At 57.5% G+C, this 22,755-nt stretch carries 29 protein-coding genes and 1 other RNA gene; 18 read left to right on the top strand and 12 right to left on the bottom strand.

Going from position 1 to position 22,755, the window contains the following annotated elements:
- Positions 1–32: 32 nt before the first annotated feature.
- Genes L972_RS13170 through npr form a run of 5 tightly spaced genes read left to right on the top strand, consistent with a single transcriptional unit; the run spans position 33 to position 3,434 of the window.
- Complete coding sequence (locus L972_RS13170) at positions 33–1,472, top strand: RNA polymerase factor sigma-54 (protein WP_005336331.1); 1,440 nt, start codon at positions 33–35, stop codon at positions 1,470–1,472.
- Positions 1,473–1,492: 20 nt separating this feature from the next.
- Positions 1,493–1,780, top strand: coding sequence for a ribosome hibernation promoting factor (hpf, locus tag L972_RS13165; RefSeq protein ID WP_005336323.1), 288 nt, complete (start codon positions 1,493–1,495; stop codon positions 1,778–1,780).
- A gap of 2 nt (positions 1,781–1,782) precedes the next feature.
- Positions 1,783–2,229 (top strand): PTS IIA-like nitrogen regulatory protein PtsN, encoded by a 447-nt coding sequence (ptsN, locus tag L972_RS13160; protein WP_005336322.1) that lies wholly within the window; start codon positions 1,783–1,785, stop codon positions 2,227–2,229.
- Positions 2,230–2,274: 45 nt separating this feature from the next.
- Positions 2,275–3,141 carry an RNase adapter RapZ gene (gene rapZ / locus L972_RS13155; RefSeq protein ID WP_047438728.1) on the top strand — a complete coding sequence of 289 codons (867 nt, stop codon included), beginning with the start codon at positions 2,275–2,277 and terminating at the stop codon, positions 3,139–3,141.
- Between the two features lie 20 nt (positions 3,142–3,161).
- Positions 3,162–3,434: a PTS phosphocarrier protein NPr gene (gene npr / locus L972_RS13150; RefSeq protein WP_005336318.1), complete on the top strand. Its 273-nt coding sequence runs from the start codon at positions 3,162–3,164 to the stop codon at positions 3,432–3,434.
- Between the two features lie 17 nt (positions 3,435–3,451).
- Here npr and L972_RS13145 read toward each other — a convergent pair whose 3' ends face one another.
- The 8 genes from L972_RS13145 to L972_RS13110 form a co-directional block, all read right to left on the bottom strand.
- Positions 3,452–4,081 carry a DUF4310 family protein gene (locus L972_RS13145; protein WP_168797133.1) on the bottom strand — a complete coding sequence of 210 codons (630 nt, stop codon included), beginning with the start codon at positions 4,079–4,081 and terminating at the stop codon, positions 3,452–3,454.
- A gap of 11 nt (positions 4,082–4,092) precedes the next feature.
- Positions 4,093–4,869 carry a DUF4311 domain-containing protein gene (locus L972_RS13140; RefSeq protein WP_005341754.1) on the bottom strand — a complete coding sequence of 259 codons (777 nt, stop codon included), beginning with the start codon at positions 4,867–4,869 and terminating at the stop codon, positions 4,093–4,095.
- A 39-nt stretch (positions 4,870–4,908) separates the two neighbouring features.
- Positions 4,909–5,205, bottom strand: a complete 297-nt coding sequence (locus L972_RS13135) for a DUF4312 family protein (RefSeq protein ID WP_047438725.1) — start codon at positions 5,203–5,205, stop codon at positions 4,909–4,911.
- Complete coding sequence (locus L972_RS13130) at positions 5,205–5,570, bottom strand: SFCGS family glycine-rich protein (protein ID WP_005355141.1); 366 nt, start codon at positions 5,568–5,570, stop codon at positions 5,205–5,207. Before L972_RS13130 ends, L972_RS13135 begins: the two co-directional genes overlap by 1 nt.
- 17 nt (positions 5,571–5,587) lie before the next feature.
- Positions 5,588–5,947: a transcriptional regulator gene (locus L972_RS13125; RefSeq protein ID WP_047438724.1), complete on the bottom strand. Its 360-nt coding sequence runs from the start codon at positions 5,945–5,947 to the stop codon at positions 5,588–5,590.
- 314 nt (positions 5,948–6,261) lie between these two features.
- Entirely contained in the window at positions 6,262–7,386 is a 1,125-nt protein-coding gene (gene degS / locus L972_RS13120; RefSeq protein ID WP_005336297.1) for an outer membrane-stress sensor serine endopeptidase DegS, read from the bottom strand.
- A gap of 109 nt (positions 7,387–7,495) precedes the next feature.
- Positions 7,496–8,857 carry a Do family serine endopeptidase gene (locus L972_RS13115; protein WP_005336295.1) on the bottom strand — a complete coding sequence of 454 codons (1,362 nt, stop codon included), beginning with the start codon at positions 8,855–8,857 and terminating at the stop codon, positions 7,496–7,498.
- Positions 8,858–8,938: 81 nt separating this feature from the next.
- Positions 8,939–9,319 carry a YhcB family protein gene (locus L972_RS13110; protein ID WP_005356646.1) on the bottom strand — a complete coding sequence of 127 codons (381 nt, stop codon included), beginning with the start codon at positions 9,317–9,319 and terminating at the stop codon, positions 8,939–8,941.
- Between the two features lie 140 nt (positions 9,320–9,459).
- Here L972_RS13110 and zapE point away from each other — a divergent pair, with 140 nt between their 5' ends.
- From zapE to L972_RS13070, 8 genes are all read left to right on the top strand, one after another.
- Complete coding sequence (gene zapE / locus L972_RS13105) at positions 9,460–10,554, top strand: cell division protein ZapE (protein WP_047438722.1); 1,095 nt, start codon at positions 9,460–9,462, stop codon at positions 10,552–10,554.
- Between the two features lie 266 nt (positions 10,555–10,820).
- Positions 10,821–11,249, top strand: a complete 429-nt coding sequence (gene rplM / locus L972_RS13100; protein WP_005336289.1) for a 50S ribosomal protein L13 — start codon at positions 10,821–10,823, stop codon at positions 11,247–11,249.
- 15 nt (positions 11,250–11,264) lie between these two features.
- Complete coding sequence (rpsI, locus tag L972_RS13095) at positions 11,265–11,657, top strand: 30S ribosomal protein S9 (protein ID WP_005336286.1); 393 nt, start codon at positions 11,265–11,267, stop codon at positions 11,655–11,657.
- A gap of 295 nt (positions 11,658–11,952) precedes the next feature.
- Positions 11,953–12,543 carry a ubiquinol-cytochrome c reductase iron-sulfur subunit gene (gene petA, locus L972_RS13090; protein ID WP_005336284.1) on the top strand — a complete coding sequence of 197 codons (591 nt, stop codon included), beginning with the start codon at positions 11,953–11,955 and terminating at the stop codon, positions 12,541–12,543.
- Positions 12,544–12,545: 2 nt separating this feature from the next.
- Positions 12,546–13,763 (top strand): cytochrome b, encoded by a 1,218-nt coding sequence (locus L972_RS13085; protein WP_005336282.1) that lies wholly within the window; start codon positions 12,546–12,548, stop codon positions 13,761–13,763.
- The gene (locus L972_RS13080) at positions 13,760–14,494 is read left to right on the top strand and encodes a cytochrome c1 (protein ID WP_005336280.1); all 735 of its coding nucleotides are present in this window, start codon (positions 13,760–13,762) and stop codon (positions 14,492–14,494) included. Before L972_RS13085 ends, L972_RS13080 begins: the two co-directional genes overlap by 4 nt.
- An 87-nt stretch (positions 14,495–14,581) precedes the next feature.
- Positions 14,582–15,211: a stringent starvation protein SspA gene (sspA, locus tag L972_RS13075; protein ID WP_005336279.1), complete on the top strand. Its 630-nt coding sequence runs from the start codon at positions 14,582–14,584 to the stop codon at positions 15,209–15,211.
- A complete protein-coding gene (locus L972_RS13070; RefSeq protein ID WP_005336278.1) occupies positions 15,208–15,633 on the top strand; it encodes a ClpXP protease specificity-enhancing factor in 426 nt (141 codons plus the stop codon). The genes sspA and L972_RS13070 overlap by 4 nt, the downstream gene beginning before the upstream one ends.
- A gap of 43 nt (positions 15,634–15,676) precedes the next feature.
- On the opposite strand, the gene dolP is transcribed toward L972_RS13070, so the two are convergent.
- Genes dolP through L972_RS13050 form a run of 4 tightly spaced genes read right to left on the bottom strand, consistent with a single transcriptional unit; the run spans position 15,677 to position 18,960 of the window.
- A complete protein-coding gene (gene dolP, locus L972_RS13065) occupies positions 15,677–16,255 on the bottom strand; it encodes a division/outer membrane stress-associated lipid-binding lipoprotein (RefSeq protein WP_005336277.1) in 579 nt (192 codons plus the stop codon).
- A 4-nt stretch (positions 16,256–16,259) separates the two neighbouring features.
- Complete coding sequence (locus L972_RS13060; protein WP_005336275.1) at positions 16,260–16,850, bottom strand: D-sedoheptulose-7-phosphate isomerase; 591 nt, start codon at positions 16,848–16,850, stop codon at positions 16,260–16,262.
- Positions 16,851–16,859: 9 nt separating this feature from the next.
- A complete protein-coding gene (locus L972_RS13055) occupies positions 16,860–17,231 on the bottom strand; it encodes a YraN family protein (RefSeq protein WP_047438718.1) in 372 nt (123 codons plus the stop codon).
- Complete coding sequence (locus L972_RS13050; RefSeq protein WP_047438716.1) at positions 17,173–18,960, bottom strand: penicillin-binding protein activator; 1,788 nt, start codon at positions 18,958–18,960, stop codon at positions 17,173–17,175. The genes L972_RS13055 and L972_RS13050 overlap by 59 nt, the downstream gene beginning before the upstream one ends.
- Before the next feature lie 199 nt (positions 18,961–19,159).
- Here L972_RS13050 and rsmI point away from each other — a divergent pair, with 199 nt between their 5' ends.
- From rsmI to fliP, 5 genes are all read left to right on the top strand, one after another.
- Positions 19,160–19,993, top strand: coding sequence for a 16S rRNA (cytidine(1402)-2'-O)-methyltransferase (rsmI, locus tag L972_RS13045; RefSeq protein ID WP_047438714.1), 834 nt, complete (start codon positions 19,160–19,162; stop codon positions 19,991–19,993).
- Positions 19,994–20,148: 155 nt separating this feature from the next.
- Positions 20,149–20,535, top strand: an RNA gene (rnpB, locus tag L972_RS20385) — RNase P RNA component class A.
- A 227-nt stretch (positions 20,536–20,762) separates the two neighbouring features.
- Complete coding sequence (lfiM, locus tag L972_RS13040; protein WP_168797132.1) at positions 20,763–21,635, top strand: lateral flagellar motor switch protein LfiM; 873 nt, start codon at positions 20,763–20,765, stop codon at positions 21,633–21,635.
- Positions 21,636–21,643: 8 nt separating this feature from the next.
- Complete coding sequence (lfiN, locus tag L972_RS13035; protein ID WP_019444828.1) at positions 21,644–22,021, top strand: lateral flagellar motor switch protein LfiN; 378 nt, start codon at positions 21,644–21,646, stop codon at positions 22,019–22,021.
- Positions 22,021–22,755, top strand: a complete 735-nt coding sequence (gene fliP, locus L972_RS13030) for a flagellar type III secretion system pore protein FliP (RefSeq protein WP_005336248.1) — start codon at positions 22,021–22,023, stop codon at positions 22,753–22,755. The genes lfiN and fliP overlap by 1 nt, the downstream gene beginning before the upstream one ends.

Here is a 22,755-nt window from a genome sequence, read left to right as displayed (position 1 = left end):
GCCTCGCTGAACATAAGGATATCCCGACGTAGATGAAGCCGACATTACAGTTGCGTCTCGGTCAGTCCCTGACCATGACGCCGCAATTACAACAAGCGATTCGTCTGCTCCAGCTCTCCACTCTGGAACTTCAGCAGGAAATTCAGCAAGCGCTCGAAAACAACCCTCTGCTGGAGCAGGAAGAGAGCGAGGCGCAAGAGACCAGTCCGGAAGCGCCGGTCGATGCCAGCCAGCTGGATTCTAGCGATGCCATGGCCCAGGAGCAGATGCCGGACGAGTTGCCGGTGGATACCACCTGGGACGAGGTTTACTCTGCCGGCACCGCCCAGAGCGCGGGCCCCATCCATGATGGGGAAGATAGCGTCTATCAGGGTGAAACCACCGAAAACCTGCAGGATTATCTGTTGTGGCAGATGCGACTAACACCGTTCAGCGATGTGGATGCAGCCATCGCGCTCGCCATCATCGATGCCATCGACGAATCCGGTTATCTGACCGTTGCGCTGGAGGATATCCAGGCTGCCGTCACCAGCGATGATGTAGAGGTGGAACTCGATGAGGTCGAGGCGGTACTCAAGCGGGTGCAGCACTTCGATCCGGTCGGTATTGCTGCCCGTTCTGTGCAGGAGTGTTTGCTGATCCAGCTGGATCAGTATGACCCGCAGACCCCCTGGCTCAACGAGGCCAAGGAGGTGATCCTCGAGCACATGGAGCTGCTCGGCAACCGGGATTACCGCACCCTCGCCCGCAAGACAAAACTCAAGGAGAGCGACCTCAAGGAGGTGCTGGATCTGATCCAGCTGCTGGAGCCGCGCCCCGGCAACGGCATCATCCAGAGCGACTCCCAGTACGTGATCCCCGACGTCTCCGTGGTCAAGAAGGGCAGCAAGTGGGTGGTCGAGCTCAATCCCGACTCAGCCCCCCGCATCCGGGTCAACGAGACCTATGCCGCCATGGCCCGCAACGCCCGCAGCAGCACCGACACCCAGTTTATCCGCTCCCATTTGCAGGAAGCCAAGTGGTTCATCAAGAGCCTGGAAAGTCGCAATGACACCCTGCTGAAAGTGGCCAGTTGCATTGTCGAGCAGCAACAGGGCTTTTTCGAGTATGGTGAAGAGGCGATGAAGCCGATGGTGCTCAATGACATCGCCGAAGCGGTAGAGATGCATGAGTCGACCATCTCCCGGGTGACGACCCAGAAGTACATGCATACCCCCCGTGGTATCTTCGAATTGAAGTTTTTTTTCTCCAGCCATGTGAACACCGAAGGAGGAGGAGAGTGCTCATCGACCGCAATTCGCGCGCTCATCAAGAAGCTGGTCACGGCAGAGAATCCTGCCAAGCCGTTAAGTGATAGCAAGATCGCGGATTTGCTGGCCGAACAGGGTATTATGGTGGCGAGACGCACGATCGCTAAGTATCGCGAATCCTTGTTTATCCCACCTTCCAATCAGCGCAAACGCCTGGTTTAGGCAAACAAAAGGATGATGTTATGCAAATTAACCTGACCGGACACCATGTCGAGATCACCGAAGCTCTGCGTGATTATGTGAATAACAAATTTGCCAAACTCGAGCGTCACTTCGACCACATCAACAATGTTCATGTGGTGCTTAGCGTGGAAAAACTGAACCAGATAGCGGAAGCCAAATTGCACGTCAGCGGTGGCGAAGTGTTTGCCAACTCTGAACATGCCGATATGTATGCTGCGATAGACACCTTGCTCGACAAGCTGGACAGGCAGATCATCAAGCACAAAGATAAGTTAAATAAAAAATAACCATGCAACTTGAACACATACTGAGTCGGGACTGCACCAAGAGTGCAGTCCCTTGTACCAGCAAGAAACGCGCCCTCGAAATCATCAGCGAGCTGGCCGCCGAACGCCTTGGCACCTCCCGTCAGGCGCTCTTTGAATGCTTGCTGGCCCGCGAAAAAATGGGTAGTACCGGGATCGGTGCCGGTATTGCGATCCCCCACGGTCGCATTGACGATGAGTTCCCGCCAACCGCGATCCTGATGACCTTTGCCGACCCTATTCCTTTCGACTCCATCGACAATCAACCGGTTGACCTGCTGTTTGCCTTGCTGGTGCCGGAAAGCGAGTGCAAGCAGCATCTCAAGACCCTTTCTCTGATGGCTTCTAAGCTGGGTGACAAGGCGGTTTGCCGCCAGTTGCGTCAGGCAACCAGCGACGAAGAGCTCTATCAGATCATGACCTCGGCCTGACAGCAGGCCAAGGATGAGACACCCGTTTTGGCGTGAGGGAACAAGATGCAGTTAATCGTGGTAAGTGGACGTTCGGGCTCCGGTAAAACGGTAGCCCTGCGAGTGCTGGAAGATCTGGGTTACTACTGTGTGGACAACCTGCCGGTCAATCTGTTGCCCCAGCTGATTGTCTCGGTGGAGAGCCAGTATGACAAGCTGGCGGTCAGCATCGACGTGCGCAACCTGCCGAGCGATCCGGAGAAACTGGAAAATCTGCTGGCTCAAGTGCGCAATGAGGGGCGGGTTGAGTTCTCCAGCTTCTTCTTCGACGCAGACAACGGCACCCTGCTCAAGCGCTATGGCGAGAGCCGCCGTTTGCACCCCCTCTCACGCAACAAGCTGTCGCTGGATGAGGCGATTCGGGAGGAGACCCACCTGCTGGCGCCCATCTCCTCGACCGCTGACCTGCGTATCGACACCACCACCCTCAGCATTCACGACCTGAGCGAGCTCATCAAGACCCGGGTGCTTGGGAAGAAAGAGAACGAGCTGGTGCTGGTGTTCGAGTCGTTCGGTTTCAAATATGGCATTCCCAAGGATGCCGACTTCGTGTTCGATGCCCGCTTCCTGCCCAACCCGCACTGGATCCCCGAGCTCAAGCCCTTCACCGGCAAGGATGAGCCGGTCGCCAACTACCTCTCGGCGCAGGCTGACGTGATGCTGTTTACCCAGCAGATCGAGAACATGCTGGCGACCTGGTTGCCCCATCTGGAGCGCAACAATCGCAGCTACCTCACGGTCGGCATCGGTTGCACCGGCGGTCAGCACCGCTCGGTCTTTATTGCAGAACGGCTGGCCAGTGCATTCCGTTCGCTCGGCAAGAACGTGCAGATCCGCCACCGCACTCTCGACAAGAGTGCCCCCCAATCCTGACGGACCAATAGGACGACCCGATGACTGTTTCCGCCTCGGTTGAAGTGAAAAACAAGCTGGGTATTCATGCCAGACCAGCCATGATGCTGTTCGAGCTGGTGCAGGGTTTCGATGCCCACGTGCTGCTGCGCAATGAAGATGGTGTGGAGGCCGATGCTGACAGCATCATCGGCCTGCTGATGCTGGATTCCGCGCAAGGGCGGCAGGTGGAAGTACAGGTTGAGGGCCCTGAAGAAGTCGAGGCCCTGGCCGCCGTGGTGGAGCTGTTCACCTCCGGCTTTAACGAGGAGTAGTCACTCCTCGTTATATGTTATGAACCGGTACGCGCCAGCGCTTTGAAGCTGGCAAAATCGCGACAAGCCAGCAGATTCCTGCTTGCTTTTTCGTTCATCAGTGCCAGAAACAGGTCGTAGAGACCCATCGCCTCCTCGTAGTCGGCCTTGCTGATGGCCAGCACGAAGATGAGCGTCGCGATTTCACCATTCCCCCAGTCAATCCCCTGCGGGGCCAGCACGGTGTAAACCAGAGTGCGGCGCGCCAGAATGATGACGTAGCCGATGGCCAGACCAATCCCCATGCCGGTTGCCAGCGAGGCACCGAAGTTCTCCACCGGATAGACGATGCCGGCCCCCAACAGCAGGGCGGGAACGCCCAGTCCGACCCCGGTCTGGATAGCGCCGCCGATATCCAGGATCCCCACCAGGGATCCCTCGATGATGCGGGCAAACAGGAAGCTGGCACCGAACGCGGCTACTGCGCCGTAGGCACCCGTGTCCATTCCGGCTTTCAGCATGGCGACGAAGGCTACCTCGTTGAAGGCACCGACCCCGTACAGATAGAACATGTGGGTACCGGCAAAGACCCCGGCCGAGAGCAGGCCGACGAAGATGGGGAAGGACCAGTCGGCGTACCAGAAGTTGTTTTTCAGTTTCTCATCCATGGTGTGACCCCTTATTTGCCGCTCAGCAGGTTATGGACGTTTTCCAGCCACAGGGGGACGCCCATATGGAAGGATTCAATCAGTTTCATGTCGAAGCCGCGGAAGAAGCCGCTCAGCACGAACAGCAGGACGATGGCTGCCATCATCACCTTGGTGACATGGTTCCAACCGCTCTCTTCCACACCCTTGCCGATCAAGATGCCGAGCACCAGGCCCGGTACCGCGTTGCCCATGATGAGCTGTGCCAGACCGCCGAAGATGGTGGCCCAGAAACCGGATTTCTTGCCCGCCTCGATGGCAGCGAGCCAGAAGATCACCGGCATGACGGTGTTGACCAGCAGGTTGGCGGCCGGTACCAGCACCTTGACCGCAGTGACCTGCAATGCAGCAGGGACGGCTGCGGCCGTGCTGTTGAGGAAGGCAACCACGATGGCACCTATGATGCCGCCGGCGATGGCCATCTTTTTCGGGTCGTGCAGGGTGGTGGCGAGATCCCGGTTCTTGAACAGCAGTGCCGCCGTGGCCCAGTGCGGGATGATGCGGTGATCCACATCCTGGGTGAAGGCGCCTGCCGCCACGGTCGAGGCCCAGGCGTTGAAGAAGAAGCCCAGACCAAACGAGAAGTGGGAAGCGGGATCCCCTTCGCAGGAGTTAAGTTCGCCCAGGGTGCGGAAGGCACCCATGCCCTGTACGGTCGGGGCGTGGAACATCCGCGCCGCGCCGGCCCCCACCCCGACGCCAACCAGGCCGCCAATGATGAGTGACTTGATAAAAATGATTAGAAACATCTAACGTATCCTTCTTGTGGGGTTGTGCCTGCGCAGGCATCACACCTGGGTGAACGTCACCTTGGCGACATCCAGACTGGTGACCTGAACCTTGATCTCCAGCTGGACGCGGTATTCGCGGCGCTGGCGCGGCAGGAAGAAGAACAGGAACTTCTCCACCCGGACCGACTCCTCGGCTTTGAGCACCTGTACATCAACCGGCTCAATGCGCAGCAGTACCTGCTGGTTGTTTTTGAGCAGTGTGGGTTGCACCTGGCTGAGGGCGGAGGCAAACGCCTGCTGGCGGGTCGTCCCCTTGCCGTTGACGATGACCTGGGTGGTGAAGTTCTCTTTCATCAGGCGCGTCCGTGCTTTTTGGCGAAGGCTTCGACCAGCTTCTGGCCCAGCTCTTCCTTGTCCATGAAACCGAAGCCCAGCACCACGCACCCTTCGTTGATGGCGGTGACGCCCTCTTCAACAGAGCGCATGCCGTAGCGGCACTTGTAGCCGTATTTGGTCTGGGCGGTGATCGCCCCGGCGCCGCCGCTGCCGCAGAAGGAGATGCCGAGATCCGCCTGCTCCTTGTTCATCACGTCGCCGAGCTTCATGTCAGCGGCCATGCCGGGGATGATGGTCACGTTGGCCCCGGCAGCTTCCGCGCCTGCGCCCACTTTCTGGCCCTTGCCGAGACGGTCTCCAATCACGAGTTTGATGGCTGTCATATCGATTTCTCCTTGAGTTACGGGTTCTGCACCGAGCTGAGTTCGTTTTCTTTGGCGACTTCAAAATGGACGGACAAGAGGTGTGCCTCCTCATAAGCAAACTGGTCCAGCCAGCTGACGACCTGTTCGGCGAGACGCAGTGAGAGGGGGGAGATCTCTTCAAACAGGCTGAGGTCAACTTCTGGCAGGGGTTCGCCGCTGTAGGAGCGCCACACCATGGCTTTGACATGGGAGGCCAGCATCTGCCGTTGCACCTCGTTGGGGATGATGCCCTGTTCGGCCAGCAGGGGATAAATGCGCGCGAGGATATGATCGGTCTGGCGCAGCAACTCCGGGCTGTTCGGGGTCAGGGTCTGGTCGTGAGTCTCTGTTTGCAATGTCTGCTCTCCAAGGCTGGCAGAAGGTATGGCGTTACCCTAAGCCTGCGCGTCGATGTGGAGGAGGCAGTGTTTTTCCGATTCGAAGCGGAAATTCCTGAGGAAATGGCCCCGAAGTGATCGTTTGGATACTGAAAAGGCAAAAAGAGTGCTTATTGGGGCCTGTTTTGTGTGATCGGTAGCGCACAAATAGGGGGGCGGGGGCAGGGCAAGCGTTGCGGGAAACTGTGAGTCATCTCACGATAAGAGACGTAGCCGAGGGGACAGATATGGAAAAGGGCGGTTTCCCGCCCTTCTCATAACAAGGAGTGACGCTAGCTGGCCGATGCCGCGCTCGAGCTGGCCGTTCTCTGCTGATAGCGCAGGTCTTCCTCTATGGTGACCACCACTTCCAGCGGCTTGCCGGAGCGGAATACCGAGATGGTCAGCTTGGTGCCGGGGCGGCTCTCGACAATCTTGTCCATGGCGCTGCGTACGCCACTGATGGCCTCTCCGTTGATCTTGAGCAGCACATCCCCTCGCTGCAAACCTCCTTTGGCCGCCGGGCCGTTGGGATCCAGGCTCTCCACCACCAGACCACGCAGGTCGCCGAGGTTCATCATCCGCGCGACTATGGGGTTGATCTCGACGCTGGAGATCCCGAGATAGCCGCGGATCACCCGGCCGTTGGCGATCAGCTCATCCATGATCCGTTTTGCCAGTCGGTAGGGGATGGCGAAGCTGATGCCGTAGCTCTCCTGATTGCCGTTGAGGTGATAGGTGGCGGTGTTGATACCCACCAGATCGCCACGGCCGTTGACCAGCGCCCCGCCCGAGTTGCCCTCGTTGATGGCGGCATCGGTCTGCAGTAGATCCTGACGGCCATTGCTGTCGGGCCCCATGCTGGAGAGGCCGGTTCGGCCGGTCGCACTGATGATGCCCTGGGTGATGGTCTGGCCGACGTTGTAGGGGTTGCCGATGGCGAGCACCACATCCCCCACTTCTGGCAGCCGCTCCGGATCCTGCGGGATCACCGGCAGGTTGTCTGACTCGATGTAGAGCACGGCGAGGTCGGTGAGCTGATCGGTTCCGACCAGCTCGGCACTGAAGACCCGACCATCCTGCAACGCGACGATGATCTGGTCGGCATCGGCGATGACGTGGTAGTTGGTCAGTACGTAGCCGCGCTGGTTCATTATGACGCCAGAACCCAGCCCTTGCGGGCGCAGTTCCCCCTGATTGCCCTGATTGGGGGCAAAGCTGCGGGTGTAGATGTTGACGACGGCAGGGCCTGCCCGATGGGCGGCATAGGAGAAACTCAGTTCACGGGCATTGGTGATGATGCCGGGCAGTTGGGCACCACCGCGAAAATGGGGAAACAGCAGCAACAGCAGCGCCGCGACGGTCAATCCAAAACCGACAGACTTGCCCAAGTAACTGACTAAAGGGGGGATTTTCATGTCATTCTCATCCGTACAGGCTGCGCGCAGAGAATAACACTATCGATGGATAAAAATCACCCGCGGTGAAGGCCGCGGGTGATGGAGGGGTTGGCGAACAACTTGAGCGTTAGCGGATCACCAGATAGAGCGAGGAGTCGCCACGCTGGATGTTGAGCGCCAGCACGTCAGGCTTGTTCTTGAGCGCCTTGGTCAGCTCGCCCAGGGTGTTGATGCGCAGGCGGTTGACCCCGATGATGATGTCTCCCTTCTGCAGGCCGGAAGCGGCTGCCGGAGAGCGAGGATCAATATCGGCCACCGCGACACCGGAGACCGGGTCGGTAGTGGTGCTCAGCTTGGCCCCTTCCAGTGCCGGATGCAGCGCACTGGCGCGTACTTCGCTGTCATCGGCCTGCTTCAGGGTTACCTTGGCAGTTTGTGACTTGCCATCGCGGATCAGCCCCAGTTCGACCTGCTTGCCAGCGCCCATGGTGGCGATCTTGGCACGCAGCTCGCCGAAGGAGCGAACCGGTTTGCCATCGATGCTGACAATGATATCGCCTGCCTTGATGCCCGCCTTGTCGGCCGCCGAATCAGGCATGACCTGATTGACGAAGGCACCATCCTTCTTGTTGTAGCCGAAGGTTTTGGCGATGTCGGAGGTAAGCTCGGTGCCGGTAATACCCAGCTGGCCGCGACGCACTTCACCGTACTTGACGATCTGCTCGGTCAGGTCCCGCACCATGTTGGAGGGGATGGCAAAGCCGATGCCGATGTTGCCGCCGTTCGGGCCCAGAATCGCGGTGTTGATACCGATCAGCTCGCCACGCAGGTTGAGCAGGGCACCGCCGGAGTTACCGGAGTTGATGGCCGCATCGGTCTGGATGAAGTTCTCCAGATTCTCGATGTTGAGGCCGCTGCGACCCAGCGCACTAACAATACCGGAGGTGACGGTCTGGCCCAGACCAAACGGGTTGCCGATGGCCAGCGCATAGTCACCTACCCGCAGCTCGTCGGAGTCGGCGAACTTGATTTGCACCAGATCCTCGGCCTTGATTTGCAGCAGGGCGATGTCGGACTGCTTGTCTTCACCGATCTTCTTGGCCGCGTACTCACGACCATCCTTCAGGTTGACCTTGATCTCGTCCGCCTCGTGAACCACATGGGCGTTGGTGATCACGTAACCCTTCTTGGCATCGACGATGACACCGGAGCCGAGCGCCTGGAACGGCTGCTCGCTCACCTGTTCATCGGGCATGTTGGGGCCGAAGAAGAACTTGAACTGTTCCGGCAGACGCTGACGGGTAATTTTTTTGCCAGAAACCGAGATATTGACCACCGCCGGGGTGACCTGTTCGAGAACAGGCGCCAGGCTTGGCATCTCCTGATTTGAACCTAACAGGGAAGGCAGTGCAGCCTGAGCAGGGGCCGCAGACATGGCGATACCGACACTGAGGGCTAGCACACTGAGCATGGAAAGAGGTTTACGCATATGAAAAACAGCTCCCAGAAAAAGTTGCATTGCAATCGTCAAGGTCAGACCACAGGACTGGCCAATTAGTTCCGCGAGGAACTAGTTTGGTTGCTTGAGCAGTCCGGAAGAGGCGCCAGCATAGTCGCGAGGCGGAACACCAGGTTCTTCTGCCACATTGGCAGGGGCTTCTTCTACCAATGATTCGCGGAACAGCGGTTCCTGCGCCTTGGCCAGGAATTTGCTCTGCTCGGCCATGTGGCGATAGAGGGTCTGATACTGCTCGGCCAGTTGCTCCATCAGGGCGGCGCTGTCGGCGAAGTGGGTGTTGATCTGGCCCTGATAACTCTCGAGCTCCTTGTGGGCCTTCTTCAGTTCCTGTTCCAGACGGCCAGCATCGCGGCTACGCACCGAAAAACGGCCGAGAACGATACCGATAATCAAGGCCGCGACAGCCAGCAGGATCCCAGTTAACAGACTCATAGATGCTCCTTGTTACAGCTAAAACAGAGTGGGTTTATGCGGTCGTCATAACCGCCATGCCTTGATGGCACTATACCGTGCGTCCTGAGGCCGTGATACCATTTTGTCCTCGATTCAGGGACTTGGAGAGGCGCTCAAGGATGACACCGCAGCAAAAATACCAGCAGGATCTGCTGCGCCCCGGCTTTGTGGCCGACCCCGCGCAGGGGATGGCCATTCGCAGGCTGGAGCGACTGTATCAGGATTTGCTACGGCGCCCGACTCCGACCAGATCTCGAGGGCTGCTGGGTTGGCTGCAAAAGCCCAAGCCGCCGGAGCCCGTCCTCGGTATCTATATGTGGGGCGGAGTGGGCCGAGGCAAGACCTGGCTGATGGATACTTTTTTCGACAGCCTGCCTGGGACGCGCAAGATGCGCAGCCATTTCCACCGCTTCATGCACCGCATTCACGATGAACTGCAGGGGCTGAGCGGGCAGTCCGATCCCCTCAAGCTGGTGGCCAGCAAGCTTGCCAGTGAGACAGACATCATCTGTTTCGACGAATTTTTTGTCTCCGACATCACCGATGCCATGTTGCTGGGCACGCTGTTTCAGGAGCTGTTTGGTCACGGTGTTGTGCTGGTCGCCACTTCAAATATTCCGCCGCATGATCTTTATCGCAACGGGCTGCAGCGAGCCCGTTTTCTGCCTGCTATCGAGCTGATCGAGCGCCATTGCGAGGTACTTAACGTGGATGGTGGTATCGACTATCGCCTGCGTACGCTGGAACAAGCCGAGATTTATCACTGCCCGCTGGATTTGCAGGCAAAAGCCAATCTTGACCACTATTTTCAGCAATTAACCGGCGGACACACGGCTTGCGAGGGGACGTTCGAGGTCAATCATCGTCAGCTGAGGTCGCTTGGGATGGGGGAAGGGGTGCTCTATATGGAGTTTGAGCAACTTTGCTGTACTCCCCGCTCCCAGAACGACTATATCGAGCTGGCCAGACTGTTCCATACCGTTCTGCTGGCCAATGTGCAGCCAATGGGCACAGGCACGGATGACGCGGCTCGTCGCTTCATTGCCATGGTCGATGAGTTTTACGAACGGCACGTCAAACTCATCATGTCGGCGGCGGTTCCCATGACAGAACTTTACGGCGAAGGGCTGCTGAATTTCGAATTCCAACGCTGTCTTTCACGGCTTCAGGAAATGCAATCGCACGAATACCTTGCCAGAGTGCACCTTCCTTAGTCACAATACCGCGCCTGCCAGTCGGATGGGCATCTGCGGCAGGTAGGGCCGGGCGACATTTGCTGGTTTCATGGCAGTGAAATTAGCAGGTGATATTTAAGGCAACTTCACTTATAATCGCCCGGCCCACGTTACAGCTGTCGATAAGACAGCAACACTTTAAGCTTTACTTGTATTCGAAGGGGTACAGGTAGGCCATCGTTTGTTGTTTGTGGGAGAGCCCCCATAAGCAATTGGGTCTGTAACAGGTAATTGGGTTTAACTTAATGAAAACTTTCGTTGCCAAGCCAGAAACCGTAAAACGTGACTGGTACATTGTGGACGCAGAAGGTAAAACTCTGGGTCGTATCGCAACCGAGATCGCTGCTCGTCTGCGTGGTAAGCACAAAGCTGAGTACACTCCGCACGTTGACACCGGTGATTACATCATCGTTGTAAACGCTGAGAAGGTACACGTAACCGGTAAGAAATTTACCGACAAAATGTACCACGCTCACTCCGGTTTCCCGGGTGGTATCAAGTCAATCAGCTTCGACAAGCTGATTCAGCGTAAACCGGAAATGGTAATCGAAGCAGCCGTCAAAGGCATGCTGCCGAAAGGTCCTCTGGGCCGTGCCATGTTCCGTAAACTGAAAGTTTACGCAGGCGCCGAGCATGCTCATGCTGCTCAGCAACCTCAAGTACTGGATATCTAATCGGGAACTGGCAACATGGCAGAAAATCAATACTACGGTACCGGCCGTCGCAAAAGCTCCACTGCTCGCGTATTTATCAAAGCGGGTAGCGGCAAGATCGTAATCAACCAGCGCTCCCTGGAGCAGTACTTCGGCCGTCCGACTGCCCGCATGGTAGTTCGTCAGCCGCTGGAACTGGTTGAGATGACCGAGAAACTGGACCTGTACATCACCGTTAACGGTGGTGGCATCTCCGGTCAAGCTGGTGCGATCCGCCACGGTATCACTCGTGCTCTGATGCAGTACGACGAAACCCTGCGTTCCGAACTGCGTAAAGCTGGCTTTGTTACTCGTGATGCCCGTAAGGTTGAGCGTAAGAAAGTTGGTCTGCACAAAGCTCGTAAGCGTCCGCAGTACTCCAAGCGTTAATTCGCTTTTGGTACTCACTCTTTCGAGTGTCAAAAAAGCCTGGCAACTGCCAGGCTTTTTTTATTGGTAATATTACCGACATCAATGCTAACCACGCGTCACAAAAGACAAAAAATTGTTTCTTTATTGTTTTCATTGCTCACCGCTCTTTCTTGTCAAGTTGTTATCTTTTCTTTAAAATTTCCCCTGTTTTCTGTGGCAATTGTAAATCCAGCTTCCGCCGCTGTTGTCACGGGAAAAATGGGGAACAGGGACACTATAAGAATGTGCGGAGTCCACATGGGAGAGTTTTTGGATGAGCAATGCGCCAGTTGATACCGGTCGCCGCAGATTTCTTACCTGGTCAACGGTTGCCGTTGGTGGGGTAGGAGCTGCGTTTACCGCAGTGCCGTTTATAAAGTCATGGAATCCGAGCGCCAAGGCCAAAGCAGCCGGTGCGCCGGTTGAAGTCGATATCAGCAAGTTGGAACCGGGTCAGCTCATCCGTGTCGAGTGGCGAGGCAAGCCTGTCTGGGTGGTGAAACGCACCAAACAGACGCTGGATGCCTTGGCCGCGCATGATGACAAGCTGCGGGATCCCTCATCTGAAGAGCCGCAGCAGCCTGACTATGCCCATAACGGGTACAGATCGATCAAGCCCGAAATTTTTGTCGCGGTCGGTATTTGCACCCACTTGGGGTGTTCACCTTCCTATCTGCCTGACAGCTTTGGCGAGCAGGTGCAGGGCGTTACGTCCGGCTTCTTCTGCCCGTGTCATGGCTCCAAGTTCGACATGGCCGGCCGTGTGTTCCAGGGGGTGCCTGCACCGCTGAACCTGGTCATTCCGCCCTATCAATTCATTAATGACACCACCATCCAGGTCGGTGCCGATGGCAAGGAGGCCTGACCATGTTGAGTAAACTGATGGGCTGGATCGATTATCGATTCCCGCTCACGGCCATGTACAACGACCACATGGCCAAGTATCCGGCACCGAAGAACCTGAACTTCTGGTACTTCTTCGGCTCGCTGGCCATGCTGGTGCTGGTTAACCAGATCATCACCGGCATCTGGCTGACCATGAACTACAACCCCTCCGCGGAAGGTGCGTTTGCCTCCGTGGAGTACATCATGCGCGATGTGGAGTACGGCTGGCTGCTGCGTTACATGCACTCAACCGGTGCGTCTGCATTCTTCATCGTGGTCTACATGCACATGTTCCGCGGCATGATCTATGGCTCTTATCAGAAGCCTCGTGAACTGCTGTGGATCTTCGGCATGCTGATCTTCCTGGTGCTGATGGCGGAAGCCTTCATGGGCTACTTGCTGCCTTGGGGTCAGATGTCATTCTGGGGGGCTCAGGTCATCATCTCGCTGTTTGGCGCCATTCCGGTCATCGGTGACGATCTGACCCTGTGGATTCGCGGTGACTACGTGATCTCCGGTGCGACCCTGAACCGCTTCTTCGCGCTGCACGTCATCGCGTTGCCGCTGGTGCTGGTGATGCTGGTTGCCATGCATATTCTGGCGCTGCACGAAGTGGGTTCCAACAACCCGGATGGTATCGACATCAAGAAGCACAAGGACGAGAACGGCTGGCCGCTGGATGCGGTGGCGTTCCACCCTTACTTCACCGTCAAGGATATGATCGGTGTGGCTGGCTTCCTGTTCTTCTTCTGCGCCATCATCTTCTTCAAGCCGGATATGTGGGGTTACTTCCTCGAGAAGCCGAACTTTGAAGTGGCCAACGGTCTGAAAACTCCGGAGCACATTGCGCCTGTGTGGTACTTCACGCCGTTTTACGCCATTTTGCGGGCGGTGCCGGACAAGCTGCTTGGCGTCATCATGATGGGTCTCTCCATCGTGGTGCTGTTCCTGCTGCCGTGGCTGGATCGCTGCAAGGTGCGCTCGGTGCGTTATCGCAGCATGCTGCACAAGCTGAACATTGCCCAGTTTGTGGTCTGCTTTATCATCCTGGGGGTGTTGGGGGTGCTGCCATCGACACCGACGTTGACGCTGGTTGCCCAGATCTGTTCACTGGGATATTTCGGGTTCTTCGTCCTGCTGTTCTTCTATAGCAAGAATGAAAGCACCAAGCCGCTGCCGGAGAGGGTGACATTTAAATGAAAAGAATAATATTTGCAGTGCTGACCCTGCTGCCATCTCTGGTATTTGCAAGTGGCGGAGCTGTTCATCTGGACAAAGCCAATTACGATCTGAGTGACAAGGCATCGCTGCAACGCGGCGCGGCCACCTTCATGAACTATTGCGCCGGATGCCACTCTACCCAGTATCAGCGTTATAACCGGGTTGCAGAAGATCTCGGGATCCCCGAAGATTTGATGAAAGAGAACCTGATTTTCACCGGTGCAAAGGTCGGTGATCTGATGAAGAGCGCAATGTCAGAGAAGGATGCCGCCAAGTGGTTTGGTGCGCCGCCCCCCGATCTGACACTGGTTGCCCGGGTGCGCGGTGCAGACTGGATCTACACCTATCTGCGTTCCTTCTACGTGGATGAGACCCGTCCGTTCGGGGTGAACAACGCCGTGTTCCCGTCCGTGGGCATGCCCCATGTGCTGGAGCCGTTGCAGGGAACCCCCCGTGCAGAGTTCGCTACTCACACGGTCGACGGAGTGGAAACCCAACAGGTTGTCAGCATCAAATCTGACGGTAATGGTGAAATGGATGACGAAGAGTATGATCAGACGGTACTGGATCTGGTAAACTTCTTGGTCTACTCGGCTGAACCGGTACAACAGGAGCGTGAACGCATGGGCTTCTGGGTGCTTGGTTTCATCGTGATCTTCTTCATCTTCACTGTGCTGTTGAAGAAGGAATTCTGGCGCGACGTTCACTAAGCGACCAGATACGGGTAATATAATGCACGGCAATGAAGACCAAGATGCTTCATTGCCGTTTCTGCTTTTTAATGACGGGAGGGTTCAATGGCTGTAGCTGCCAATAAGCGTTCGGTAATGACGCTGTTTTCCGGTGCCAACGATATGTTCAGCCATCAGGTGCGTATTGTCCTGGCGGAGAAGGGTGTTAGCGTGGATATCTGCCAGGTTGATCCAGCCAATCTGCCGGATGAGCTGGCCGAGCTGAACCCGTACAACTCTGTACCGACCCTGGTTGATCGTGAGCTGGCGCTCTATACCTCGCGCATCATCATGGAGTATCTGGACGAGCGCTTCCCGCATCCGCCCCTGATGCCTGTTTACCCGGTTGCCCGCGGTAACAGCCGTCTGATGATGCACCGCATCGAGCTGGACTGGTACTCCCTGGCCGACAAGATCATGGCCGGTACCGATGCTGAAGCGGCACGCAACGAACTGCGTGACAACCTGCTGGCCATCGCGCCGATCTTCGGTGAAATGCCCTATTTCATGAGCGAAGAGTTCGGTCTGGTGGATTGCTACATGGCACCGCTGCTGTGGCGTCTGCCGAGCCTTGGCATCGACCTGACCGGTCGTGGCGCCAAAGAGCTGAAGGCCTACATGGTTCGTCTGTTCGAGCGTGAGTCCTTCCAGGCTTCCCTGACCGAAGCCGAACGCGAGATCCGTGCTGGCGTATGAGCATGGAACCGACAATGACACCGAGCCGCCCGTACTTGTTACGGGCGTTCTTTGACTGGTTGCTGGACAACGATCTGACCCCTCATCTGGTGGTCAACGTCAATATTCCCCATGTGATGGTGCCGATGCAGTTTGCCCAGGATGGTCAGATTGTATTGAACATCGCGCCCCGTGCCGTGATGCAATTTCACATGGATAATGAGGCCATCAGCTTCAGCGCCCGCTTTGGCGGGGTATCCCAGCAAGTCTATATCCCGATGGCGGCCGTGCTGGCTATCCATGCCCGGGAGAACGGCGTGGGCACCATGTTCCCGCCCGAGCCGGGTTACGATATCTGGCTGGAGCAGGCCGAAGCGCCGGTGGAGCCTGAGCCGGAACCGCCGCGTCCAAGCGGTCGTCCGACCCTGAAGGTGATCAAATAAAAAACGCAGCCGATTGGCTGCGTTTTTTTATGTGCGGCCGAGCTTAGTTTTGGGCGAACTCGAAGGCCTTGATCACGCGCTTCACGCCGGTGACATGGCGGGCGATGTTGACTGCCTGCTCTCCCTCTTGGCGAGTCACCAGACCAATCAGGAACACCTCGCCGTTCTCGGTGACCACCTTGACCTTGGTGCTGTCGAAGTTCTTGGTGCCGAACATGTCGGCTTTCACCTTGGAGGTGATCCAGGAGTCATTGCTGCGAGTGGTGAAACTGGCAGGTTGGCCGATGCGCAATTCGTTGTAGACGTGGCGAACCCCTTCGATGCGACTGACAATTTTGCCCGCCTCAATCTTGTAAACGTCAGAAGGTGTCTGGCCGACCAGCAGGACGCGGCCATTGTTGCTGTAGACGCTGATCTTGCTGGCTGCGCTGAGTGGTTTGTTGTCGGCCAGCAGATTGGCCGCTTTCAGCTCGATGGTCTGGTCATCCCACTGCGCGCCCAGCGTCCGGCGATCGCCAGATGCCTTGGCAGTCCCTGCGGCGCCGCCAACAACCAGGGCTGCGCAGCCTTGCAGCAGCAGGGTGCTAACCAGCAGACCGAGCAGGATAGTGTGCTTTTTCATGGTTTCAATCTTCCTGTTGCGGGAAAAGAGTCTGGTCGATGAGATCACACAGGCAGTGCAGGGTCAACAGGTTCACTTCCAGAATGCGAGGGCGACGGGCGGAGGGAACACGGATCTCCACATCGTTCGGGCCTAGCAGACCGGCCATTTCGCCACCGTCACCCCCGCTCAGCACCACTATGGTCATGTCGCGGGAGAGGGCAGCCTCGGCGGCCTTGATCAGGCTGCGGCTGTGGCCGGAGGTGGTGATGACCACCAGAATGTCGCCAGGCTGGCCCAGCGCGCGGATCTGCTTGGCGTAGACCTCTTCAAAACCGTGGTCGGTGGCGATGGCGCTGATGGTCGCCATGTCCGGGGTCAGGGCCATGCCGGGCAGGGAGGGGCGCTGGGTCTCGTAGCAGTTGACCAGCTCGGAGATGAACAGTTGCGCGAGTGCGGCAGAAGGACCGTTACCGCATGCCAGCACCTTGTGGCCATTGAGCAGGCAGATGGTGATCATCTGGGCTGCAGTATGGATGGCATCCGGCAGCGCCTCGGCGGCGGCTATCTTGGTCTGGATGCTTTCGGTGTAGTTCTCTTTGATGCGGTCAGTCATAGGGTCCTCTTAAAATGCGTTCTGGATCCAGGCTGGCTGGTCGCCCTCGAACGCAATCACATCGAATCGGCAGGCCTGATTGGCCTCGTTGATGGCATGTTGCTTCAAATAGTGGCGCGCTGCCAGCATGATCTTGTGCTGTTTGCTGCGGGTGACCGAGCTGGCGGCCCCGCCATGGCTGCCGGTGGCCCGGTAGCGCACCTCAACAAACACCAGGGTCTGGCCCTGGTGCATGATGAGATCTATTTCACCGCCACGACAGCGGTAATTGCGAGCTACCGGTTGCAGGCCCCGGGCCTGCAACCAGCGTTCAGCGACTTGTTCAAAGTACTGTCCCTTGCTCGTTGGTGAGGGGAACAGGCTCGGCAACTGCTGGCGCATCCGTTTCCATAGTTCCTTCATTGGAGGGCTCCTCCAGCTGCTGAACGGCGTTCTCGTCGACCAGTTTGCCGTTCTGGTAAGTACCCCAGCTCAGCATCCGCACGATATTACCCTGGGCATCCACGCTCAGCTGACCGCTCATGCCGGCCTGCTGCATGCCACCCACCTTGCGCATCTGCTGCAGGTTCTCTGCCAGACTGACGGCATCGTAGCCCATGGCAAACAGGCGCAACAGGTCACCCTGGGTCTGCGGCCAGAGCAGGGCGATCTGCTCGCGCTGTTTCTCGTAGCCGCCCAGCAGCAGCGGCATATCGGCGATATGCATGCCGTTGAGCTCGGAGGCGACCTCGGTGGCGGCGCTGTCGTAGCCACGGGAGCTGGTGTAGATGGGCAGGCTGCCCATCGGATTGACCGAGACATCCACGTAGGGCTTGATCATCCGGGTTTCCAGGCTGTTGGCCACCACATATACGGCATCGATGCTGCGCGGTGCGGCATCAGAGAGTTGCACCACTTCACCAGCTCGGGCGGTAGAGCGGCCGCTCAGGGCATTCTTGACCATCCCCTGCACTTCGTTGCGGGCACCGAAGGTGGCAACGACCGGCTTATCCTGGCTCAGGGTAGCCCAGCTCTGCTCGAACGCCTTGATACTGCTGTAACCGATCCGCCCCTGGGCGGCGATCAGCAGCGGTTTACGGTAGCCTTGGGTGTAAAGGTACTGGGCTGCCTGCGCGGCATCTGCGGCGGCAGAGAGGGAGAAGTAGTAGGTGGTGTCGTTGACGACCGGCTTGTCCAGCTCGTTGAGTGCCAGTACCGGCACGGTCGGATTGGCCTTGAGCAGCTCCTCGACCCTGTCTTTCAGCAGCGGGCCGATGATCATGTCAGCCCCTTCCTGAATCGCCTGCTTATAAAGGTCGCCGGTTGACTTGCTCTGGGTGTCGTAGAAGTTCAGGGTGAATTGCCCCTGATTTTCCTTATAAGACATCAGCATACCGTTACGGATGGCGGCGCCCTGCGGCTCCAGATTGCCGGAGAGGGGCAGCAGCACAGCGATCTGTTGCACCGAGGTGCTGGCAGTGGCCGCCAGATCGCCCAATCCTGCCGGCATATCCTTCTGGGCTGGATGGTTGGGGAAGTCGCGCTTCCAGCCTGCCAGTTGGCGGGCCAGCAGGTTCGGCTGGGCGCCAAACTCGTTGACCAGTGCCGCCAGTCGCAACCAGCCGGTGGTCACATCAGGGGCCGGAGCCTCTTCCAGCGCTTGCAGAGTGGAGGGGGTCATGCTTTTGAGCAACGACCAGATTTGCTGATGGTTGGTCGCCTGCTCGCTCTGATTGAGGTAGGGCTCCAGTGCAATCAACGACTTGGCTGCGCCAAACTTGTTGTTGATGTCGAGCTGCAGCACTACGCGCTGGCGATACCAATCCTTCTGGGTATCGGCATCCAGCACCACCTCGGGTTTGCCTTCCAGCAGGATCAGCGCCTGATTGGCGTGGCCTTGCGCCAGCAACAGATGGGCTTGCAGCAGTTGCAACTGCGCCTTCTGAACGGGATCCTTGGCCTGCTTCTGCAATTGCTGGAACAGTGCCGAGGCCGGTTTGGCCTGGCCCAGCGCCAGATAGCTGCGTGCCGCCAGCATCTGCCAGGTAAAGGCCTCGGCCGGCTTGGCGGGATCCACCTGCTCAAGATACCACTGGGCATTCTTGGTCAGATTGGAGAACGCAGAGGGCATGCCTGACTGCCCTGACGGTTGATTGGGCTCCGACGCACAGGCGGCGAGCAGTACTGCCGCGAGTATGATGCCGAAGAGTCGTGATACACTTAGCTGCTTTGTAACCCGGTTCAAGTTCATTCCCCGACCAGTGTTGAAGTTCCCCATAGTGTAAACGGGCCAATATGGCGACACAATTGTCGGGGCACTCGGAGATCCCATGAGTGACATCCCAACCCTGTATATAGTCCCCACTCCGATCGGCAATCTGGCGGACATCACCCAGCGTGCATTGGACATTTTACGCAGTGTCGATCTGGTGGCTGCTGAAGATACCCGTCATACCGGTATCCTGCTCAGCCACTACCAAATCTCGGTGCCGACCTTCGCCCTGCACGATCACAACGAGCAGCAGAAAGCCGATGTGCTGATCGGCCGGATCAAAGAAGGCAAGAGTGTTGCGCTGGTCTCCGATGCCGGCACCCCGCTCATCAGCGACCCCGGTTATCACTTGGTCACCCGCTGTCGTGAAGCCGGGGTCAAGGTGGTGCCGCTGCCCGGTCCCTGTGCCGCCATTACCGCCCTGAGCGCGGCCGGTCTGCCTACTGATCGATTTGCCTTTGAAGGCTTCCTGCCCGCCAAGAGCAAGGGACGTGACGATCGCCTGCAAGCCGTTATTGAAGACACCCGCTCGCTGGTGTTTTACGAATCTCCGCGCCGTGTGCAGGATACAGTGGAAGCAATTGCTCGCATTCTCGGTGAGCGTCAGGTGGTGGTGTGCCGCGAGCTGACCAAGACCTTCGAGTCGATCCACGGTCTGCCAGCCTCCGAAATGCTGACCTGGCTTGGCGAGGATGACAACCGCTGCCGCGGCGAGATCGTTCTGGTCGTGGCTGGCGCCTCCAAAGAAGAAGAGGATCTGCCAGCCGAGGCGATCCGTACTCTGGGTCTGCTGGTGACCGAACTGCCACTGAAAAAAGCGGCCGCCCTGACCGCCGAGATCCACGGTGTGAAGAAGAATGCCCTCTATAAATACGGTCTCGAGCACTATTGAGTCGGTTAATAGGTCTTCAGACTGTTTTTGACCTGCGCAATCTCCTGTATCGACAATCAGTCAGCCTGTAAACGGGGGCCAAAGCGCGATAAATGGCTGTAAACGGGAATTGCCGGTTTACCCCGTGCGCCTCGCAAGGCTATAATCCGCGCCTCGGAGTTGGCTGGGCAATCGCTGCTTCGTCGTTGTGTCCCTCGGGACAGACGGGCGGAGGGGAGGAAAGTCCGGGCTTCACAGGGCAGGGTGCCAGGTAACGCCTGGGGGGCGCGAGCCTACGACCAGTGCAACAGAGAGCAGACCGCCGATGGCCCGCAAGGGATCAGGTAAGGGTGAAAGGGTGCGGTAAGAGCGCACCGCGCGACTGGCAACAGTTCGTGGCACGGTAAACTCCACCCGAAGCAAGACCAAATAGGCCCCTATTGGCGCGGCCCGCGTTGGGGGCGGGTAGGTTGCTTGAGCCAGCGAGCGATTGCTGGCCTAGAGGAATGATTGCTACCCGGGGCAACCCGGTACAGAACCCGGCTTACAGGCCGACTCCGACCTCATTCCGCGTGAACCGTCACGCTAAAATCCCGGTGCCTAACGGCACCGGGATTTTTATTATTCACGCCGAGATGCACCGCATGGCGGCTTTCTGGAATTTGTAATAAAGTTCTCACCCTTTTTGGTCGATATACGTCGGCTGGACTGTCTGTATCTATCACACTGCTGGCCTGATGAGCGACCCTGTGGCAGTAAGGCGAGATGAAATGGTTAAGGTGGATTATTAATGTCATCAAGCAGCGCAATGCTCACACCTTCCCGGCTGCTTAGCGCAGAACGGGGCAGAACCCTGCCTCATTATGATCTGTTGGGTGTCGAGCGGCTTAATCACGCCCGCTTGAAGCAGGTCAATGGCCAGTTGAGCACATTTTCCCTGCAAGCTGCGAGTTGTATGGCCCAGCTGTTCAACAGTGCGGAGTGCGAACTGAATTATGGTGAGTTTGCCTTTTCCGGTCCGGCAGAGACTGATGGCGCTGATATTTGGGTCGAGGCGAGAAGTCCGCTTGAACCACAGCGCGCCGTCTATTTCTCGATCGCACCTCTGGTCATCTATCGTCTTGCGGTCCTCTTTTTCGGCGGCACCTTGCAGCAAAAAGAGGAGCATGTTCAGTCTGGCAAAGGGCTGACCGATACCGAACAGCGGCTGCTATTGCGGCTTTGCCAGTATCAGGTTGATATCTGGTGTGCTTGTCTGGGATTGGGGGATCTGAAGTGGCAGTTGCATGTCGTGCCACGGGATTCCATCGCCCACCGTCAGCTCTGGACCACGCAGGCAACCCTGCAGGCAGGTAATTGCACGCATCACTGGCAGATGTGGCTGCTTCCCCCCGAGGAGTCCATTTCTCCGGTCAGTCATTCATTGCCAGCAGGTCAGCTGGAACAGGCTCTGACTCATGTCCCGGTTCGTCTGCGGGTGGTGATGTGCCAATTGTCCATGACGCTGGCGGATCTCGAGTGTCTCAAGGTGGGTGATGTGCTGTCACTGGACTTGCCTGAAGTTGTGCCAGCACTTATTGGCAGCCGTCCCTGCTTCAGTGGACGAATCGCAGAACACAAAGGCAGCCTGGTCTATCAGGTTGCGACGGTTGTAGAGGAGTAAATTGAATCATGAGTGAGCACAATATGAATGATCCGCTGGATCTGGATGGACTGGATCAACTGTTTGGTGACGACATCAGCATGCCCAGCGCCGCAGACTACTTGGCCCCCACCAGTAGCAGCAAACAGCGGGACCTCTCCTTCTTTCGCCAGATTCCGGTCAAGGTGACGCTGGAAGTGGCCAGTACCGAAGTGCCGCTCGGCGATTTGATGCGCGTCGAGGAGGGGGCTGTCATTGAGCTGGACAAGCTGGCGGGTGAACCGCTGGATGTGCGGGTGAATGGCCGTCTGCTTGCCAAGGGCGAAGTCGTCGTCGTGAATGGCAAATATGGTCTGCGCCTGGTTGATGTCATCGATACCAACCTGCTGGGCGGCATGGACGACTGATGCGCTATCTGCTGCTGACGCTGCTGTTATTTTCGCTGCCCGGCTGGGGGGCGGACATGACCCTGTTCTCGGTATCGCCAGGCGCTTCAGGGGGCGAGGACTACAACATCAAGTTGCAGATCCTCTTCTTCATGACCCTGCTGGGTCTGCTTCCGACCTTGTTACTGATGATGACCAGTTTTACCCGGATCATCATCGTGCTGGCCATATTGAGACAGGCCCTTGGCCTGCAGCAGAGCCCTCCCAACCGGGTGCTGATCGGCATCAGCCTCATCCTGACTGTGGTGATTATGCGTCCGGTCTGGACGGACATGTATCAGAATGCATTTGTCCCTTATGACCAGAATGAAATAACCCTGTCAGAGGGGATCGCCAAGGCAGAAAAACCCCTGCGCAAATTCATGCTGGCCCAGACCCGTGAACCGGATCTGGAGCAGATGCTGCGCATCTCTGGCGAACCAACTACGGTCGCCAAAGAGGATGTGCCTTTCGGTGTGCTGTTGCCCGCGTTTGTCTTGAGTGAGTTGAATACCGCATTTCAGATTGGCTTTATGCTTTTTATCCCCTTTCTGGTGATTGACTTGGTGGTCGCCAGCGTCTTGATGGCGATGGGGATGATGATGCTCTCACCGCTGATCATCTCGTTACCCTTCAAACTGATGGTGTTTGTGCTGGTCGATGGCTGGTCGATGACCGTTGGCACTTTGGCTGCCAGCTTTGGTGGGGGAGGCTGA

This window comes from Aeromonas sp. ZOR0001 (genome assembly GCF_000801015.1).
Lineage (GTDB): Bacteria > Pseudomonadota > Gammaproteobacteria > Enterobacterales > Aeromonadaceae > Aeromonas > Aeromonas veronii.
This window is presented reverse-complemented; position numbering and strand designations above follow the sequence as displayed.